The following is an 18,809-nucleotide window of genomic DNA, read 5'->3' as shown; positions in this document are numbered from 1 at the left end:
CATGGACAGTTACAGGCGCATGGGCATAACGACGTACGCTGAATCGTCGTTATCCGATTCCTGAACCAGAGCGCTGCTGTTGGAGTCGGACAAGATCAAGCGAACCTGCTCTGTGGTCATCACACCCAAGACGTCCAGCAGATAACTCACGTTGAAACCAATCTCCAGCGAACCACCGCTGTACTCAACGCCGATCTCTTCTTCCGCCTCCTCCTGCTCTGGGTTGTTGGCCTGAATCTTCAACTGGCCGCTGGCGAGTTGCAGACGGATGCCGCGATACTTCTCGTTGGAAAGAATTGCGGTACGGCTGAATGCTTCACGCAGTGCCTGACGGTCCCCCAACACCAACTTGTCGCCGCCTTTAGGCAGAACACGTTCGTAGTCCGGGAATTTGCCATCGACCAATTTCGAAGTGAAGGTGAATTCACCGGTGGTCGCGCGAATGTGGTGCTGGCCCAGGACGATGCTGACAACGCCGTCCTGTTCAGTCAGCAGACGTGCCAACTCAAGGATACCCTTGCGTGGAACGATCACCTGATGACGGTCGGCTTGCTCGATATCGGCGCTCATGGAGCACATTGCCAGACGGTGGCCATCAGTGGCGACCGCGCGCAACACACCGGCATGAACTTCAAGCAGCATTCCGTTGAGGTAGTAACGAACGTCCTGCTGAGCCATGGCAAAGCTGGTGCGCTCGATCAGACGGCGCAGTTTGCTTTGTACCAGGTTGAATGTCAGCGATCCCGGACCTTCTTCGACGGTCGGGAAGTCGTTGGCAGGCAGTGTGGACAAGGTGAAACGGCTACGGCCAGCCTTGACTACCAACTTCTGCTCATCGACTTTGATGTCGATCAACGCATCGTTTGGCAGACTTTTGCAGATGTCCATCAGCTTGCGCGCAGGGACTGTGATTTCCCCCGGCTCGGCTGGCTCTTCCAACTGAACGCGGCCAACCAGCTCGACTTCAAGGTCAGTACCGGTCAGCGATAGCTGCTGGCCTTCGACGACCAAGAGCACGTTGGAAAGCACCGGCAAGGTCTGGCGGCGTTCGACGACGCCGGCGACCAGTTGCAGAGGTTTCAACAGGGCTTCGCGTTGAATGGTGAAATGCATGGTCTAGTCCCTTGCCTTAATAAGCTGCGCTGGTGTCATCAGGTTGTCAGTGTCCGCAGCAGGTTCTTGTAGTCCTCGCGAATATCCGCGTCGGATTCCTTAAGCTCGTTGATCTTGCGGCATGCATGCAGAACTGTCGTATGGTCACGGCCGCCGAACACATCACCAATCTCGGGCAAGCTGTGGTTAGTCAATTCTTTAGACAGCGCCATCGCGACTTGTCGCGGACGGGCCACCGAACGCGAGCGGCGTTTGGACAGAAGGTCGGAGATTTTGATCTTGTAGTACTCAGCAACAGTGCGCTGAATGTTATCCACACTGACCAATTTGTCCTGCAACGCCAACAAATCTTTCAACGATTCGCGAATCAATTCAATCGTAATATCGCGGCCCATAAAGTGCGAGTGAGCGATCACCCGCTTCAAGGCGCCTTCGAGTTCTCGAACGTTCGAGCGAATACGTTGAGCGATGAAGAATGCAGCATCGTGCGGCAGGTCAACTTTGGCCTGGTCTGCCTTCTTCATCAAGATCGCTACACGGGTTTCCAGCTCCGGCGGCTCGACGGCAACCGTCAGCCCCCAACCAAAGCGCGACTTCAGTCGCTCTTCCAGGCCTTCGATCTCTTTCGGGTAACGGTCACTGGTCAAGATGACTTGCTGGCCACCTTCAAGCAGCGCATTGAACGTATGGAAAAACTCTTCCTGGGAGCGTTCCTTGCGCGCGAAGAATTGGATGTCATCGATCAGCAACGCATCGACCGAGCGGTAGAAGCGTTTGAATTCGTTAATGGCGTTGAGTTGCAGTGCCTTGACCATGTCAGCCACGAAACGCTCCGAGTGCAGGTAAACGACCTTGGCATTCGGATTCTTCTTAAGCAGGTGATTGCCCACAGCGTGCATCAAGTGAGTCTTACCCAAACCCACCCCCCCATAAAGGAACAGAGGGTTGTAACCATGCTTGGGATTATCCGCGACCTGCCAGGCCGCGGCGCGGGCAAGTTGGTTGGATTTACCTTCGACGAAGTTTTCGAAGGTGAAGGTCCGGTTCAGGTAACTGGTGTGCTTGAGCGCACCTTCGACCTGCACGGTGCGTTGCTCCGCACGAGCAGGCGCCTGCTGTGAACTGGCGCCCGCCATTGGATCAAAGCTGTCACGAGACGGTTCATTATTAACCGCAATCGTTTGGCTTGGCGCAGGTGATGCTGCAGGCGTCTGCTGGATCGGCAGCGCAGCCACTTGATTCGCGGCGATTGCCTGAGAAGCCGCGGCAGCCAAAGGCGCGTTTGGAGCAGCTCGCGGTGCTGAGCTGCGTTTGCTGCCTATTAATAAGGAAAGCGCAGGCGCAAGACCCTGCCCATGCTCGCCCAAAAGCTCAAGCAGTCGGCTCAGGTACTTTTCGTTGACCCAGTCGAGAACGAAACGATTAGGCGCATAGACACGCAACTCGTCGCCTTCGGCTTCGACCTGTAGTGGACGGATCCAAGTGTTGAATTGCTGGGCAGGCAGCTCATCGCGCAAAAGCTCCACGCACTGCTGCCAAAGTTCCACTGACACGGATATCCCCTAAGTTGAAAGCCGGTGAGGCAAAAACAGCCGCCATTGTAACGATCAGCGACGGACTTATCCACATGTAGGTTGCTCAGAGGTCACGAAGAATCAAGGCTTTATGCATTGATTACGGGGTGATTGCCATGTGCATAAGCTCTGTGGATAAGCGTGCCTCAGCCCGTTGTATAAGTCGAGGTCGAACTCTGTGGATAAACACCCTGTGGATAAAATGCCTTTCCACCCACAGCTTATCCGACAGCGCAGCACAGGCAGAGCACGGCTTCTCAACCGAGTTGTCATTCTCTGTACAGCTTGTATTTACTGGCCTAGAGATACTTATCCACAGAGAATGGCGTCCCTAGCTTTTATAAGCTTTACAGAAAAGCTTTAAATACTTTCCTTCTTTATTTCTATATTTGATCATCTGGATCGTTCGGGTTTTTGGGGTCAGACGGACTCGTTCAGGAAAAGGCCATGAAAAAGCCAAAGAGAAGTAATTGAAGGAAAAGCTGGTTGGAAATTGACCTAGCCGCTTGCTTTCTCTAGAATCCCCGGTCTCTTAAAACGGGGGCCATTCCGGCCCGTTGTGGACGAACCAGGTAACACGCCATGAAACGTACTTTCCAACCCAGCACTATCAAGCGCGCCCGCACCCACGGTTTCCGTGCACGTATGGCCACTAAAAACGGCCGTGCAGTCCTGTCGCGTCGCCGCGCCAAAGGCCGTGCGCGTCTGGCAGTTTGATAAACCGCCACAGGTGGTGAGTCAGGACTTCAGTCGGGAAAAGCGTTTGCTGACACCCCGGCATTTCAAGGCAGTCTTTGACTCCCCCACCGGCAAGGTTCCGGGAAAAAATCTCCTGCTCCTTGTGCGTAATAACGACCTTGACCATCCCCGCCTGGGGCTGGTGATCGGTAAAAAGAGCGTCAAGCTCTCCGTTGAGCGCAATCGTTTGAAACGCCTAATGCGCGAATCGTTTCGCCAGCACCAGGACGATCTGGTTGGCTGGGATATCGTTGTCGTCGCGCGCAAAGGGTTGGGTGAAATAGAAAACCCCGAATTGATTCAGCATTTCGGCAAACTCTGGAAACGCCTGGCACGTAGTCGGCCTGCTCCAGATGTTAAAACCGAAACTGTAGGGGTAGACAGTCAAGATGCGTAAACTGGCGCTCGTTCCGATCCAGTTCTATCGCTATGCCATTAGCCCGCTAATGGCCAGTCACTGTCGTTTCTACCCCAGTTGTTCCTGCTACGCGTATGAAGCCATCGAAAATCATGGCCTTCTACGCGGTGGCTGGCTGACCTTTCGTCGTTTAGGTCGCTGTCATCCGTGGAATGCCGGTGGTTATGACCCGGTTCCACCTGTCCCCACCTCCCGTTCCTCTTCGATGGCCGAGTAATCATGGACATTAAACGCACAATCCTGATCGCCGCACTGGCAATCGTGACCTATGTCGGTGTTCTGAAATGGAACCAAGACTATGGCCAGGCTGCTTTGCCGACTCAGAATGTGGCTGCCAGCAGTAACGCTTCGGCTTTACCGGACACACCGACTGTCGCGAATGCATCTGCAAGTGCCGATGTTCCTAGCGCTAACGGTGAAGTGGCTGCACCTGTTGAAAAGCCGGTAGCTGCCAGCAAAGATCTCATCCAGGTCAAAACGGATGTGCTCAATCTGGAAATCGACCCGGTTGGTGGCGACATTGCACAGCTGCGGTTGCCTTTGTACCCACGCCGTCAGGACCATCCGGAAATTCCTTTCCAGCTGTTCGATAACGGTGGCGAGCGCACTTATCTGGCACAAAGTGGACTGACAGGGGCCAACGGCCCGGATGCTCGCGCTTCCGGTCGTCCGGTTTACACCAGTACGCAAAAGACTTATCAACTGGCTGATGGCCAGAACGATTTGGTCGTCGACCTGAAATTCAGTGACAACGGCGTCAATTACATCAAGCGCTTTACGTTCAAGCGTGGCTTGTATGACCTGACCGTTACCTACCTGATCGACAACCAAAGTGCTCAGCCTTGGGCCGGTAACCTGTTTGCCCAGCTGAAACGTGACGCCAGTGCGGATCCTTCCTCCAGCACAGCGACCGGCACGGCCACTTATTTGGGCGCTGCGGTAGGTACTCCTGCCGAACCGTACAAAAAAGTGTCGATGAAAGACATCGACAAGTCTTCGCTGAAAGAAACCGTTCAAGGTGGCTGGGTTGCCTGGCTGCAGCATTATTTTGTAACTGCATGGATTCCGAACAAGTCCGACAGCAATGTCATGACCACGCGTAAGGACAGCCAAGGCAATTACATTATCGGTTTCACTGGCCCGGCATTGAACATTGCAGCCGGTGCAAAAGCTGAAGCCAGCGCAACTTTGTACGCCGGCCCTAAAAGCCAGGCTGTACTCAAAGAGTTATCCCCAGGCCTTGAGCTGACTGTCGATTACGGCATTCTCTGGTTCATCGCCCAGCCGATTTTCTGGCTGCTGCAACATATCCACATGCTTGTGGGTAACTGGGGCTTCTCGATCATCTTCCTGACCATGCTGATCAAAGGGCTCTTCTTCCCTCTGTCGGCAGCCAGCTACAAGTCGATGGCGCGTATGCGTGCCGTTGCACCGAAACTGGCGGCTCTGAAAGAACAACATGGCGACGACCGGCAGAAAATGTCGCAGTCCATGATGGAGCTGTACAAGAAAGAGAAGATCAACCCGCTGGGTGGATGCTTGCCGATCGTTGTGCAGATGCCGGTTTTCCTTTCGCTGTACTGGGTTCTCCTGGAAAGCGTGGAAATGCGCCAGGCTCCGTTCATCCTGTGGATTACTGACCTGTCGATCAAGGACCCGTTCTTCATCCTGCCGATCATCATGGGCGCAACCATGTTCATCCAGCAGCGTTTGAACCCGACTCCGCCGGATCCGATGCAGGCCAAGGTCATGAAGCTGATGCCAATCATCTTCACCTTCTTCTTCCTGTGGTTCCCTGCTGGTCTGGTGCTGTACTGGGTTGTGAACAACTGCCTGTCCATATCGCAGCAGTGGTACATCACTCGCAAGATCGAAGCCGCTACCAAGAAAGCAGTTGCTTGATCTAACCTGTGTATAAGTTAAGTAAAACGCCCCCTCGTGGGGCGTTTTGCTATCCGCCATTTGTCTAGAGAGTCTGGTCATGAACGTCCCCCGTGAAACTATCGCCGCCATCGCCACAGCCCAGGGGCGCGGTGGTGTGGGTATCGTGCGTATATCCGGACCACTGGCCAACAGCGCGGCGCGGGCCATCATCGGTCGCGAACCTACACCACGTTATGCACACTACGGCCCCTTCAGCGACGAAACCGGAGAGGTCATCGATGAAGGGATTGCTCTGTATTTCCCAGGGCCGAACTCATTTACCGGCGAAGACGTGCTGGAACTTCAGGGCCACGGCGGCCCGGTAGTGCTGGATATGCTGCTGCAACGGTGCCTGCAACTGGGCAGCCGACTGGCCCGCCCGGGCGAATTCAGTGAACGCGCATTCCTCAACGACAAGCTCGACCTGGCGCAGGCCGAGGCAATCGCCGACTTGATCGAGGCCAGTTCAGCACAGGCCGCACGCAATGCACTGCGCTCTTTGCAAGGTGCGTTTTCCAAGCGTGTGGATAACTTGACCGAGAAGCTGATCAACCTGCGCATCTATGTCGAGGCTGCCATCGACTTCCCTGAAGAAGAAATCGATTTTCTGGCGGACGGTCATGTGTTGAGTTTGCTGGATAACGTTCGCGATGAGTTATCCACAGTCATGCGCGAAGCCGGTCAGGGTGCATTGCTACGGGACGGCATGACAGTGGTCATCGCCGGCCGGCCCAACGCCGGCAAATCCAGCCTGCTCAACGCGCTGGCTGGACGTGAAGCCGCGATCGTGACCGAGATCGCCGGCACCACGCGGGACATATTGCGCGAACATATCCACATCGATGGCATGCCGCTGCACGTGGTGGATACCGCTGGATTGCGTGACACAGACGACAAAGTGGAAAAAATCGGCGTGGAACGCGCACTCAAGGCAATCAGCGAAGCCGACCGGATCTTGTTGGTAGTCGATGCTACGGCGCCTGAAGCAAACGATCCCTTTGCCTTGTGGCCCGAATTTCTAGTGCAGCGCCCTGATCCAGCCAAAGTCACGCTGATCCGTAACAAGGCGGATTTGAGTGGCGACCCTACCGTGTTGGAAACCAGTGAGGATGGCCACGTGACCATCAGCCTCAGTGCTATGGCTGCCGGCGAAGGCCTGGAATTGCTGCGCGATCATTTGAAAGCGTGCATGGGCTACGAGCAGACCTCTGAAAGCAGCTTCAGCGCTCGCCGTCGCCATTTGGAGGCGCTGCGGCATGCTAGCGCATCGCTTGAGCACGGTCGGGCTCAGCTGACCCTTGCCGGCGCCGGTGAGCTGCTGGCGGAAGATCTACGCCAGGCGCAACAAGCATTGGGTGAAATTACCGGTGCGTTCAGTTCAGATGACTTGCTTGGCCGGATCTTTTCGAGCTTCTGCATCGGCAAATAATTCTTGTCATGGTTTGACCTGTGGTGCGTGATTTCTGATGAATAGCGCGACTTGAACTGCAGGCAGACCACGCTCTAACACCCTTTTCCCTACGCATTATCCCTGCCCGAGCAGAGAAATTCTGATCTTGACGGTTTTTTTGCGCCTCCATTTCTTGGCTGAACACTATTTTCGCTGGATTAAGCCCTGTGAATAACCGCCCCTCAGCTCAGTTGATAAGTAGGCTTGAAAGGTGAGGAAAAATGCCTCTGTGGATAACCATCACCTTAATCCACAGGCTTAGTGCACTTATCCAAGGGCCTCATTGGCACATGGTCACAGACTTTTGAATCGCTGTACACATTGAATATAAAGGTGTGTAGAACCTTATCCACAGAAAGGTAGCTCAGTAAATATAAACATAAAAACAAAGATTTATAAATTTCTCTCTTTTTAATTTCTATTTCCGCCAGTCATCCACAGCTGGTTAAATTTTGTGCAAAAGGTTCCTTTCAGGGGGGGTAAGTCCCTATACTTGCCGCCATTCCAAATTTTCCATAAACGAAACAGGCACGAGGTGCGTGGTGGATTTCCCTTCCCGTTTTGAAGTGATCGTCATCGGCGGCGGTCATGCCGGTACCGAGGCAGCACTAGCGTCAGCACGTATGGGTGCCAAAACCCTACTGTTGACGCACAACGTGGAAACCCTCGGGGCAATGAGTTGCAACCCAGCCATCGGTGGCATTGGTAAAAGCCACCTGGTAAAGGAAATCGATGCCCTCGGCGGCGCGATGGCAACCGCCACTGACAAAGGTGGCATTCAGTTTCGCGTGCTCAACAGCCGCAAAGGCCCGGCCGTGCGCGCTACTCGCGCTCAGGCTGATCGAGTTCTGTATAAATCGGCGATTCGTGAAATCATCGAGAACCAGCCCAACCTGTGGATATTTCAACAAGCCTGCGATGACCTGATTGTTGAACAGGATCAGGTTCGCGGCGTGGTGACACAGATGGGCCTGCGCTTCCTCGCAGACTCGGTGGTATTGACCACGGGTACCTTCCTTGGTGGACTTATCCACATCGGAATGCAGAACTACTCCGGTGGTCGCGCGGGCGATCCTCCTTCGATTGCCTTGGCGCAGCGCTTACGCGAACTGCCTTTGCGCGTCGGTCGTCTGAAAACCGGTACGCCGCCACGCATTGACGGGCGCTCTGTGGATTTCTCGGTCATGACCGAGCAGCCAGGTGATACGCCGATTCCGGTGATGTCGTTCATGGGTTCCAAAGAACAGCATCCCGCGCAAGTCAGTTGCTGGATTACCCATACCAACGCTCGCACCCACGAAATCATTGCGGCTAACCTCGATCGCTCGCCGATGTACTCCGGTGTGATCGAAGGTGTCGGCCCACGTTATTGCCCATCGATCGAAGACAAGATCCATCGCTTTGCCGACAAGGAAAGCCATCAGGTCTTCATCGAGCCAGAAGGTTTGAATACCCACGAGCTGTACCCGAACGGGATTTCCACATCGCTGCCGTTTGATGTTCAGTTGCAGATCGTGCGTTCGATTCGCGGGATGGAAAATGCCCACATCGTTCGACCGGGCTATGCCATCGAATATGATTATTTCGATCCGCGTGATCTGAAATATAGCCTCGAAACCAAGGTCATCGCCGGCCTGTTTTTCGCTGGGCAAATCAACGGTACCACCGGTTACGAAGAAGCCGGCGCCCAAGGATTGCTCGCCGGAACCAACGCTGCCCTGCGCGCGCAAGGCCGAGATAGCTGGTGCCCGCGTCGAGATGAAGCGTACATCGGCGTATTGGTCGACGACCTGATCACCCTCGGAACGCAAGAGCCTTACCGAATGTTCACCTCGCGTGCCGAATACCGGCTGATCCTGCGCGAAGACAACGCCGACCTGCGCTTGACTGAAAAAGGTCGCGAGCTGGGCCTGGTCGACGACGCACGCTGGGCGGCGTTCTGCACCAAGCGCGAAAGTATCGAGCGGGAAGAGCAACGTCTGAAAAGTACCTGGGTATTCCCGGGCACCGAGCAGGGCGATGCGATTTCAGCGCATTTCGGTACGCCGCTGACTCACGAATACAGTTTGTTGAACCTACTGACCCGTCCGGAAGTCGACTACGCTAGCCTGATCGCTATCACTGGCGATGGCTGCGACGATCCGCAAGTTTCCGAACAAGTAGAAATCAAGACCAAATACGCCGGTTACATTGATCGCCAGCAGGACGAAATCGCCCGTTTGCGCGCCAGTGAAGACACCAAACTGCCGGCAGATATCGATTACACCGGTATTTCCGGGTTGTCGAAAGAGATTCAAGGCAAGCTGGGGATAACTCGTCCCGAGACGCTGGGTCAGGCTTCCCGGATTCCAGGTGTGACGCCAGCGGCCATCTCCCTGTTGATGATTCATTTGAAAAAACGCGGCGCGGGCCGTCAGTTGGAGCAAAGCGCTTGAGTTCTATGGTCACCTCGCAACACGCGCAAGAGTTATCCCGTGGGGCGCAGCAACTTGGCGTTGATCTGAGTGAAAGCCAGCACAGCCAGCTGCTGGCTTACCTGGCTTTGTTGATCAAATGGAACAAGGCCTACAACCTCACTGCTGTCCGTGATCCGGACGAAATGGTTTCGCGGCATTTGCTCGATAGCCTGAGCGTCGTTCCGTTCATCGCGGGCGAGCGCTGGCTGGACGTCGGCAGTGGCGGTGGCATGCCTGGCATTCCGTTGGCCATCCTGTTTCCGGAGATGAACGTCACGGTGCTGGACAGCAACGGCAAGAAAACCCGCTTTCTGACCCAGGTCAAACTAGAGCTGAAACTGGATAACCTCGAAGTTATCCACAGCCGCGTAGAGGCTTTTCAACCAGCACTACCGTTTACTGGAATTGTTTCCCGAGCATTCAGCAGTCTGGAAGACTTTACCGGGTGGACACGTCACTTGGGCGACACCGATACCCGCTGGTTAGCGATGAAAGGACTGCATCCCGCCGACGAGCTGGTAGCATTGCCGAAAGATTTTCACCTCGATAGCGCACAAGCCTTGACCGTTCCAGGTTGCCAAGGCCAACGCCATCTGCTGATACTGCGCCGCACGGCATGATTGGGAACACAAGCAAGAATGGCTAAGGTATTCGCGATAGCGAACCAAAAAGGGGGTGTGGGTAAAACCACAACCTGCATCAACCTCGCAGCGTCACTGGTCGCGACCAAGCGCCGCGTACTGTTGATCGATCTCGACCCGCAGGGCAACGCCACCATGGGCAGTGGTGTGGATAAACACGCCTTGGAATATTCGGTCTATGACCTGCTGATTGGCGAGTGCGATCTGGCTCAGGCCATGCACTATTCCGAGCACGGCGGTTACCAACTGCTGCCTGCCAACCGCGACCTGACCGCAGCCGAAGTCGTTCTTCTGGAAATGCAGGTCAAGGAAAGCCGTCTGCGCAACGCGTTGAAGCCGATTCGCGAAAATTACGATTACATCCTCATCGACTGCCCACCGTCATTGTCGATGCTGACCCTCAACGCTCTGGTTGCCGCAGACGGGGTCATCATCCCCATGCAGTGCGAATACTTTGCGCTGGAAGGGTTAAGCGACCTTGTGGATAACATCAAGCGCATCGCCCATTTGCTCAACCCCGAACTGAAAATCGAAGGGCTGTTGCGTACCATGTACGATCCGCGCCTGAGCCTGGCCAACGATGTGTCTGCTCAGCTCAAAGAGCACTTCGGCGACCAGCTCTACGACACGGTCATTCCACGTAACATCCGTCTGGCCGAAGCGCCAAGTTTCGGCATGCCAGCGCTGGCGTATGACAAAACATCGAGTGGCGCCCTGTCCTACCTTGCCTTGGCTGGCGAGATGGTTCGTCGTCAACGTCGCAACTCGCGTACTGCTCAGGCAAATTAAGGAATCCGCATGGCCGTTAAGAAACGAGGTCTCGGACGTGGGCTGGATGCACTTCTGAGTAGTCCGACCGTCAGCGCGTTGGAAGAACAGGCGGTGAAAGCCGATAAACGCGAACTGCAGCACCTGCCCCTGGACGTGATCCAGCGCGGCAAGTATCAGCCTCGGCGCGACATGGACCCGCAAGGGCTCGAAGAGCTGGCCATGTCGATCAAGGCTCAGGGTGTGATGCAACCGATCGTGGTGCGTCCGATCGAAGGCGATCGCTTTGAAATCATTGCCGGCGAGCGTCGCTGGCGTGCCAGCCAGCAGGCCGGCTTGGAAACCATTCCGGCGATGGTTCGTGATGTCCCGGACGAAACCGCCATTGCGATGGCGTTGATCGAGAACATCCAGCGCGAAGATTTGAATCCTGTGGAAGAGGCGATCGCCTTGCAGCGTTTGCAGCAGGAATTCCAGCTGACTCAACAACAAGTCGCTGACGCTGTGGGTAAGTCGCGGGTGACCGTGGCTAACCTGCTACGCTTGATTACCTTGCCTGAAGTCATCAAAACCATGTTGTCCCATGGTGATCTGGAAATGGGCCATGCACGCGCATTGCTTGGGTTACCGGAAGAACAGCAGGTTGAAGGGGCGCGACACGTTGTCGCACGTGGTCTGACCGTGCGCCAGACTGAAGCCTTGGTTCGCCAGTGGTTGAGTGGCAAACCTGCACCGGTAGAAGCCGTCAAAGCTGATCCGGATATCACCCGTCTCGAACAGCGCCTGGCAGAGCGCCTAGGCTCTGCGGTGCAGATTCGCCACGGTCAGAAGGGCAAGGGACAATTGGTTATTCGTTACAACTCGCTGGATGAGCTGCAGGGTGTTCTTGCCCACATTCGCTGAAACAAATGCTTTGTAGCGAGTAGTCGGAAATCACTACCCGGCAGTTGAATAGGGGCTGAACCGCCCCTATACTCTGCGCGCATTTTGTCGGCACAAATTATGCCAAGTTATTGATTTGGCGACCGACATACCAGGAGCACATGTGATGGAAAACCGCACGCAGAAACGCCTGCCGTTCCATCGCCTGGCGGTATTTCCGGTATTGCTGACTCAATGTGTAGTTCTGCTGCTGGCCGCTTTGGCGTTATGGCAGTGGCACGGCGTCGTAGCTGGATACTCAGGCCTCTGTGGAGGTTTGATAGCTTGGCTGCCCAATTTGTACTTTGCTCACAAGGCTTTCCGGTTTTCCGGTGCTAGAGCAGCGCAAGCCATCGTCCGGTCTTTTTACGCCGGCGAGGCGGGCAAACTGATTTTTACGGCAACGCTGTTTGCGTTGACCTTTGCAGGTGTGAAGCCACTGGCCCCGCTGGCGGTATTCGGCGTGTTCATGTTGATCCAACTGGTCAACTGGTTCGCACCCCTGCTAATGAGAACAAGACTTTCGAGACCTTAGGGCGTTTGAGGCAACCATGGCAGAACAATCCGCTTCAGGTTATATCCAGCACCACCTGCAGAACCTGACCTTTGGTCAGATGCCAACCGGCGGTTGGGGCTTTGCCCATTCCGCAGCAGAAGCCAAAGCAATGGGCTTCTGGGCTTTCCACGTCGATACACTCGGCTGGTCGGTGGCGTTGGGCCTGATTTTCGTATTGATTTTCCGCATGGCGGCCAAAAAGGCTACCTCTGGTCAGCCGGGCGCTCTGCAGAACTTCGTCGAAGTACTGGTCGAGTTCGTCGATGGCAGCGTCAAAGACAGCTTCCACGGTCGCAGCGCTGTGATTGCACCGTTGGCACTGACCATTTTCGTCTGGGTATTCATGATGAACGCCGTCGACCTGATCCCGGTCGACTGGATTCCTCACCTGGTCATGTTCGTGACCGGCGATTCGCACATTCCATTCCGTGCGGTATCGACCACTGATCCGAACGCGACCCTGGCGATGGCTTTCTCGGTCTTCGCACTGATCATTTTTTACAGCATCAAAATCAAGGGCATCGGCGGCTTTATCGGCGAACTGACCCTTCACCCGTTCGGCAGCAAGAATCTATTTCTTCAAGCGCTGTTGATTCCGGTTAACTTCCTGCTTGAATTTGTGACTCTGATTGCCAAACCGATTTCGTTGGCACTGCGTCTGTTCGGCAACATGTACGCTGGCGAACTGGTGTTTATCCTGATCGCGGTCATGTTCGGCAGTGGCCTGCTCTGGCTTAGCGGCCTGGGTGTGGTGCTGCAATGGGCGTGGGCTGTATTCCACATCCTGATCATCACCCTGCAAGCGTTCATCTTCATGATGCTGACCATCGTTTACTTGTCGATGGCTCACGAAGAGAACCATTAAGACCGCCTGGCGTGTCTGATGATCCTCTCGCTTCGGCGGGAGGGTGCCCGCAAGGGCTGATGTAACCCTTTTGTTTTACCGCTTTAAAATCTAAGAAACTAACCAATACGACGTAAAAGTCGGGAGGAAAGATGGAAACTGTAGTTGGTCTAACCGCTATCGCTGTTGCACTGTTGATCGGCCTGGGCGCACTGGGTACCGCAATTGGTTTCGGCCTGTTGGGCGGTAAGTTCCTGGAAGGCGCAGCTCGCCAGCCAGAGATGGTTCCAATGCTGCAAGTTAAAATGTTCATCGTTGCCGGTCTGCTCGACGCCGTGACCATGATCGGTGTTGGTATCGCTCTGTTCTTCACCTTTGCGAACCCCTTCGTTGGTCAACTCGCTGGCTAATCACTCGAATTTTCGAGCTGATTGGTGTGATGGACAACGAACAAGCGAGGTGTTGGCGTGAACATTAATGCAACCTTGATTGGCCAGTCCGTTGCGTTCTTCATTTTTGTACTGTTTTGCATGAAGTTCGTGTGGCCTCCGGTCATCGCGGCTTTGCACGAACGTCAGAAGAAGATCGCGGATGGATTGGACGCTGCTACACGAGCAACTCGCGACCTGGAGTTGGCCCAAGATAAAGTGGGTCATCAACTGCGTGAAGCGAAGGCTCAAGCGGCTGAAATCATTGAGCAAGCCAAGAAACGCGGTACTCAGATTGTCGACGAAGCCCGTGAACAGGCTGTAGTCGAAGCTGACCGTGTGAAGGCATCGGCTCGGGCCGAGATCGAACTGGAACTGAACGGCGTCAAAGACGCGCTGCGCGCCCAATTGGGTAGCCTGGCAGTCAACGGTGCCGAGAAGATCCTGGGTGCCACAATCGATCAAAACGCGCACGCGGAGCTGGTTAATAAACTGGCCGCTGAAATCTAAGCGAGGGCGATCATGGCAGAACTGACCACGTTGGCCCGACCTTACGCTAAGGCAGCCTTCGAGCATGCACAGGCGCACCAGCAACTGGCCAATTGGTCAGCCATGCTCGGCCTGGCTGCAGCGGTGTCGCAAGACGACACTATGCAGCGCCTGCTCAAGGCCCCGCGACTGACGAGCGCAGACAAGGCCACCACTTTTATTGAAGTGTGTGGCGACAAGTTCGATGTCAAGGCACAGAATTTCATCCACGTCGTTGCTGAAAACGACCGTCTCCTGCTTCTGCCGGAGATCACCGAACTGTTCGAGCTGTACAAGGCTGAACAGGAAAAATCGGTCGATGTGGATGTCACCAGTGCTTTTGCATTGAACCAAGAACAGCAAGACAAACTCGCCAAGGTTCTCAGTGCACGGCTCGGCCGGGAAGTGCGCCTGCATGCTGCGGAGGATGCCACCCTGATCGGTGGTGTCGTAATCCGCGCCGGCGACCTGGTTATCGATGGCTCAGTTCGCGGCAAACTCGCGCAACTGGCCGAAGCATTGAAATCTTGAGTTTGAAGGGGCAGCAGAGCAATGCAGCAACTCAATCCTTCCGAAATAAGTGAAATTATCAAGGGTCGCATCGACAAGCTCGATGTAACCTCCCAAGCCCGTAACGAAGGCACAGTCGTCAGCGTGTCTGACGGTATCGTGCGGATTCACGGTCTCGCCGACGTTATGTACGGCGAAATGATCGAGTTTCCGGGCGGCGTCTTCGGTATGGCGCTGAACCTTGAGCAAGACTCTGTAGGTGCCGTTGTATTGGGCGCTTACCAGTCTCTGGCTGAAGGCATGAGTGCCAAGTGCACTGGCCGCATCCTGGAAGTTCCGGTTGGTAAGGAACTGCTGGGTCGCGTAGTCGACGCACTGGGTAACCCTGTCGATGGCAAAGGTCCGCTGAACAACACCGAGACCGACGCGGTCGAGAAAGTTGCTCCAGGCGTGATCTGGCGTAAGTCGGTAGACCAGCCTGTACAGACTGGCTACAAGGCTGTCGATGCCATGATCCCTGTCGGCCGTGGCCAGCGTGAGCTGATCATCGGTGACCGTCAGATCGGTAAAACCGCTCTGGCGATCGACGCGATCATCAACCAGAAAAACAGCGGCATCTTCTGCGTCTACGTAGCGATCGGTCAGAAACAATCGACCATCGCTAACGTGGTTCGCAAGCTGGAAGAAAACGGCGCCCTGGCCAACACGATCATCGTGGCTGCCAGTGCTTCCGAATCTCCGGCACTGCAGTACCTGGCACCGTACTCCGGTTGCACCATGGGCGAGTACTTCCGCGACCGCGGTGAAGACGCGCTGATCGTTTATGACGATCTGTCCAAGCAAGCAGTGGCTTACCGCCAGATTTCCCTGCTGCTGCGCCGTCCACCAGGCCGTGAAGCTTACCCAGGCGACGTGTTCTATCTCCACTCCCGCCTTCTGGAGCGCGCATCCCGTGTTTCCGAAGAGTACGTAGAGAAGTTCACCAACGGCGCAGTGACCGGCAAAACCGGCTCCCTGACCGCACTACCGATCATCGAAACCCAGGCTGGCGACGTTTCCGCGTTCGTTCCGACCAACGTGATTTCCATCACTGACGGTCAGATCTTCCTGGAATCGGCCATGTTCAACTCTGGCATCCGTCCAGCTGTGAACGCCGGTGTTTCGGTATCCCGTGTGGGTGGTGCCGCTCAGACCAAGATCATCAAGAAGCTTTCCGGTGGTATCCGTACCGCTCTGGCTCAGTACCGTGAACTGGCAGCATTCTCCCAGTTCGCTTCTGACCTGGACGAAGCCACCCGCAAGCAGCTTGAGCATGGTCAGCGCGTTACCGAGCTGATGAAGCAGAAGCAATACGCGCCGATGTCTATCGCGGATATGTCGTTGTCCCTGTACGCCGCCGAGCGTGGCTTCCTGGTGGACATCGAGATTCCAAAAATCGGCAGCTTCGAGCAGGCTCTGATTGCTTACTTCAACCGCGATCACGCCGATTTGATGGCGAAGATCAACGTGAAGGGTGACTTCAATGACGAAATCGACGCTGGCCTCAAAGCCGGTATCGAGAAGTTCAAGGCCACCCAAACCTGGTAAGCCGCAGCGGGGGCCGAGAGGCTCCCGCTTGCTAACCTGATAGGTGTTACATGGCAGGCGCAAAAGAGATTCGCAGTAAGATTGCGAGCATCAAAAGCACGCAAAAGATCACCAGCGCCATGGAAAAAGTGGCGGTCAGCAAAATGCGCAGGGCTCAAATGCGCATGGCTGCTAGCCGTCCTTACGCGGAGCGCATCCGTCAGGTGATTGGTCATCTGGCCAACGCCAACCCGGAATACCGCCACCCATTCATGATCGATCGCCCAGTAAAGCGTGCCGGTTATGTGGTTGTGAGCAGTGACCGTGGTCTGTGCGGCGGCTTGAATACCAACCTGTTCAAGGCTTTGGTCAAGGACATGGCGGTAAACCGTGAAAACGGCGTAGAGATCGATCTGTGCGTGATCGGCAGCAAAGGTGCGGCCTTTTTCCGCAACTTCGGCGGTAACGTCGTCGCTGCGATCAGCCACTTGGGCGAAGAGCCGTCGATCAATGATTTGATCGGCAGCGTCAAGGTGATGCTGGATGCCTACCTGGATGGCCGTATTGATCGCCTGTCCGTGGTGTCCAACAAGTTCATCAACACCATGACGCAAAAGCCAACGGTGGAGCAATTGGTTCCGCTGGTGGCAACCCCGGATCAGAAGCTCAAGCACCACTGGGACTACCTCTACGAACCAGACGCCAAAGAGCTGCTTGACGGCTTGATGGTGCGCTACGTGGAGTCGCAGGTTTACCAGGCGGTGGTCGAGAACAACGCAGCTGAACAAGCCGCGCGGATGATCGCAATGAAGAACGCTACTGACAACGCCGGTGACTTGATCAGCGATTTGCAGTTGATCTACAACAAGGCGCGTCAGTCTGCGATCACCCAAGAGATCTCGGAAATCGTCGGCGGCGCTGCCGCGGTTTAACGGCTCAAATATTCAGAGGATCCTGCTATGAGTAGCGGACGTATCGTTCAAATCATCGGCGCCGTTATCGACGTGGAATTCCCACGCGACAGCGTACCGAGCATCTACAACGCTTTGAAAGTGATCAGCGATGCTGGCACCACCCTGGAAGTTCAGCAGCAGCTGGGCGACGGCGTGGTTCGTACCATTGCGATGGGTTCCACCGAGGGCTTGAAGCGCGGTCTGGAAGTCTCCGACTCTGGCGCAGCCATCTCCGTACCGGTCGGTAAAGCGACCCTGGGCCGGATCATGGACGTCCTGGGTAATCCAATCGACGAAGCTGGTCCGATCGACACCGACGAGCGTTGGGGCATTCACCGTCCAGCACCGTCGTTCGCTGAACAGGCAGGCGGCAACGACCTGCTGGAAACCGGCATCAAGGTTATCGACCTGGTTTGCCCGTTTGCCAAAGGCGGTAAAGTCGGTCTGTTCGGTGGTGCCGGTGTAGGCAAAACCGTAAACATGATGGAACTGATCCGTAACATCGCCATCGAGCACAGCGGTTATTCCGTGTTCGCCGGTGTGGGTGAGCGTACTCGTGAGGGTAACGACTTCTACCACGAGATGAAGGACTCCAACGTTCTGGACAAAGTGGCACTGGTTTACGGTCAGATGAACGAGCCGCCGGGTAACCGTCTGCGCGTGGCACTGACTGGCCTGACCATGGCCGAGAAGTTCCGTGACGAAGGTAACGACGTTCTGTTGTTCGTTGACAACATTTACCGTTACACCTTGGCCGGTACTGAAGTATCCGCACTGCTGGGCCGTATGCCTTCCGCAGTAGGTTACCAGCCGACTCTGGCTGAAGAGATGGGCGTGCTGCAAGAGCGCATCACTTCGACCAAGGAAGGCTCGATCACCTCGATCCAGGCGGTATACGTACCAGCGGACGACTTGACCGACCCGTCGCCAGCGACCACCTTCGCCCACTTGGACGCCACTGTCGTTCTGTCCCGTGACATCGCCTCCCTGGGTATCTACCCAGCGGTCGATCCACTGGACTCGACTTCGCGCCAGCTGGACCCGAACGTGATCGGCCAGGAACACTACGACACCGCTCGCGGCGTTCAGTACGTTCTGCAGCGTTACAAAGAACTGAAGGACATCATCGCGATCCTGGGTATGGACGAGCTGTCGGAAGCCGACAAGCAGTTGGTATCCCGTGCTCGTAAGATCCAGCGCTTCTTGTCGCAGCCGTTCTTCGTGGCTGAAGTCTTCACTGGTGCTTCGGGTAAATACGTTTCCCTGAAAGACACCATTGCTGGCTTCAAAGGCATCCTCAACGGTGACTACGACCACCTGCCAGAACAAGCGTTCTACATGGTCGGCGGCATCGAAGAAGCGATCGAGAAAGCCAAAAAACTGTAATCCCGGTGCCCGGCAACGGGCGCTAATCAGGTTGAG

Annotated in this window: 19 protein-coding genes; 17 read left to right on the top strand and 2 right to left on the bottom strand. The window is 55.4% G+C overall.

What is annotated here, in order from left to right:
- Nucleotides 1-9: 9 nt before the first annotated feature.
- On the bottom strand, nt 10-1,113 hold the full coding sequence (gene dnaN, locus ACF0H7_RS31690) for a DNA polymerase III subunit beta (RefSeq protein ID WP_397450704.1): 1,104 nt from the start codon (nt 1,111-1,113) through the stop codon (nt 10-12).
- Between the two features lie 38 nt (nt 1,114-1,151).
- Nucleotides 1,152-2,666, bottom strand: coding sequence for a chromosomal replication initiator protein DnaA (gene dnaA, locus ACF0H7_RS31685; protein WP_397450703.1), 1,515 nt, complete (start codon nt 2,664-2,666; stop codon nt 1,152-1,154).
- Nucleotides 2,667-3,269: 603 nt separating this feature from the next.
- Here dnaA and rpmH point away from each other — a divergent pair.
- The 17 genes from rpmH to atpD all read left to right on the top strand — a co-directional run bounded on the left by rpmH (nt 3,270) and on the right by atpD (nt 18,773).
- On the top strand, nt 3,270-3,404 hold the full coding sequence (gene rpmH / locus ACF0H7_RS31680; protein WP_003213577.1) for a 50S ribosomal protein L34: 135 nt from the start codon (nt 3,270-3,272) through the stop codon (nt 3,402-3,404).
- Between the two features lie 16 nt (nt 3,405-3,420).
- Nucleotides 3,421-3,822 carry a ribonuclease P protein component gene (rnpA, locus tag ACF0H7_RS31675; RefSeq protein ID WP_397454098.1) on the top strand — a complete coding sequence of 134 codons (402 nt, stop codon included), beginning with the start codon at nt 3,421-3,423 and terminating at the stop codon, nt 3,820-3,822.
- Complete coding sequence (yidD, locus tag ACF0H7_RS31670) at nt 3,815-4,060, top strand: membrane protein insertion efficiency factor YidD (RefSeq protein ID WP_020292031.1); 246 nt, start codon at nt 3,815-3,817, stop codon at nt 4,058-4,060. Before rnpA ends, yidD begins: the two co-directional genes overlap by 8 nt.
- Before the next feature lie 2 nt (nt 4,061-4,062).
- Complete coding sequence (yidC, locus tag ACF0H7_RS31665; protein WP_397450702.1) at nt 4,063-5,745, top strand: membrane protein insertase YidC; 1,683 nt, start codon at nt 4,063-4,065, stop codon at nt 5,743-5,745.
- A gap of 79 nt (nt 5,746-5,824) precedes the next feature.
- The gene (gene mnmE / locus ACF0H7_RS31660) at nt 5,825-7,195 is read left to right on the top strand and encodes a tRNA uridine-5-carboxymethylaminomethyl(34) synthesis GTPase MnmE (RefSeq protein WP_397450701.1); all 1,371 of its coding nucleotides are present in this window, start codon (nt 5,825-5,827) and stop codon (nt 7,193-7,195) included.
- Nucleotides 7,196-7,758: 563 nt separating this feature from the next.
- Entirely contained in the window at nt 7,759-9,651 is a 1,893-nt protein-coding gene (mnmG, locus tag ACF0H7_RS31655; RefSeq protein ID WP_397450700.1) for a tRNA uridine-5-carboxymethylaminomethyl(34) synthesis enzyme MnmG, read from the top strand.
- Between the two features lie 5 nt (nt 9,652-9,656).
- The gene (gene rsmG / locus ACF0H7_RS31650) at nt 9,657-10,292 is read left to right on the top strand and encodes a 16S rRNA (guanine(527)-N(7))-methyltransferase RsmG (protein ID WP_397454097.1); all 636 of its coding nucleotides are present in this window, start codon (nt 9,657-9,659) and stop codon (nt 10,290-10,292) included.
- 18 nt (nt 10,293-10,310) lie between these two features.
- Complete coding sequence (locus ACF0H7_RS31645) at nt 10,311-11,102, top strand: ParA family protein (RefSeq protein WP_397450699.1); 792 nt, start codon at nt 10,311-10,313, stop codon at nt 11,100-11,102.
- Between the two features lie 9 nt (nt 11,103-11,111).
- Entirely contained in the window at nt 11,112-11,984 is an 873-nt protein-coding gene (locus ACF0H7_RS31640; protein WP_397450698.1) for a ParB/RepB/Spo0J family partition protein, read from the top strand.
- A gap of 145 nt (nt 11,985-12,129) precedes the next feature.
- Nucleotides 12,130-12,537: a F0F1 ATP synthase subunit I gene (locus ACF0H7_RS31635; protein WP_397450697.1), complete on the top strand. Its 408-nt coding sequence runs from the start codon at nt 12,130-12,132 to the stop codon at nt 12,535-12,537.
- A 16-nt stretch (nt 12,538-12,553) separates the two neighbouring features.
- Complete coding sequence (gene atpB / locus ACF0H7_RS31630) at nt 12,554-13,423, top strand: F0F1 ATP synthase subunit A (RefSeq protein ID WP_397450696.1); 870 nt, start codon at nt 12,554-12,556, stop codon at nt 13,421-13,423.
- A gap of 131 nt (nt 13,424-13,554) precedes the next feature.
- The gene (gene atpE, locus ACF0H7_RS31625) at nt 13,555-13,812 is read left to right on the top strand and encodes a F0F1 ATP synthase subunit C (RefSeq protein WP_002555987.1); all 258 of its coding nucleotides are present in this window, start codon (nt 13,555-13,557) and stop codon (nt 13,810-13,812) included.
- A 57-nt stretch (nt 13,813-13,869) separates the two neighbouring features.
- Complete coding sequence (locus tag ACF0H7_RS31620) at nt 13,870-14,340, top strand: F0F1 ATP synthase subunit B (RefSeq protein ID WP_397450695.1); 471 nt, start codon at nt 13,870-13,872, stop codon at nt 14,338-14,340.
- 12 nt (nt 14,341-14,352) lie between these two features.
- Nucleotides 14,353-14,889 carry a F0F1 ATP synthase subunit delta gene (locus ACF0H7_RS31615; protein ID WP_397450694.1) on the top strand — a complete coding sequence of 179 codons (537 nt, stop codon included), beginning with the start codon at nt 14,353-14,355 and terminating at the stop codon, nt 14,887-14,889.
- Nucleotides 14,890-14,910: 21 nt separating this feature from the next.
- On the top strand, nt 14,911-16,455 hold the full coding sequence (atpA, locus tag ACF0H7_RS31610; RefSeq protein ID WP_397450693.1) for a F0F1 ATP synthase subunit alpha: 1,545 nt from the start codon (nt 14,911-14,913) through the stop codon (nt 16,453-16,455).
- Between the two features lie 50 nt (nt 16,456-16,505).
- On the top strand, nt 16,506-17,366 hold the full coding sequence (gene atpG, locus ACF0H7_RS31605) for a F0F1 ATP synthase subunit gamma (protein WP_397450692.1): 861 nt from the start codon (nt 16,506-16,508) through the stop codon (nt 17,364-17,366).
- A gap of 27 nt (nt 17,367-17,393) precedes the next feature.
- Complete coding sequence (gene atpD, locus ACF0H7_RS31600; RefSeq protein WP_397450691.1) at nt 17,394-18,773, top strand: F0F1 ATP synthase subunit beta; 1,380 nt, start codon at nt 17,394-17,396, stop codon at nt 18,771-18,773.
- The last annotated feature ends 36 nt before the right edge of the window (nt 18,774-18,809 follow it).

This window comes from Pseudomonas sp. NA-150, from assembly GCF_044336365.1.
Classification (GTDB): domain Bacteria; phylum Pseudomonadota; class Gammaproteobacteria; order Pseudomonadales; family Pseudomonadaceae; genus Aquipseudomonas.
This window is presented reverse-complemented; position numbering and strand designations above follow the sequence as displayed.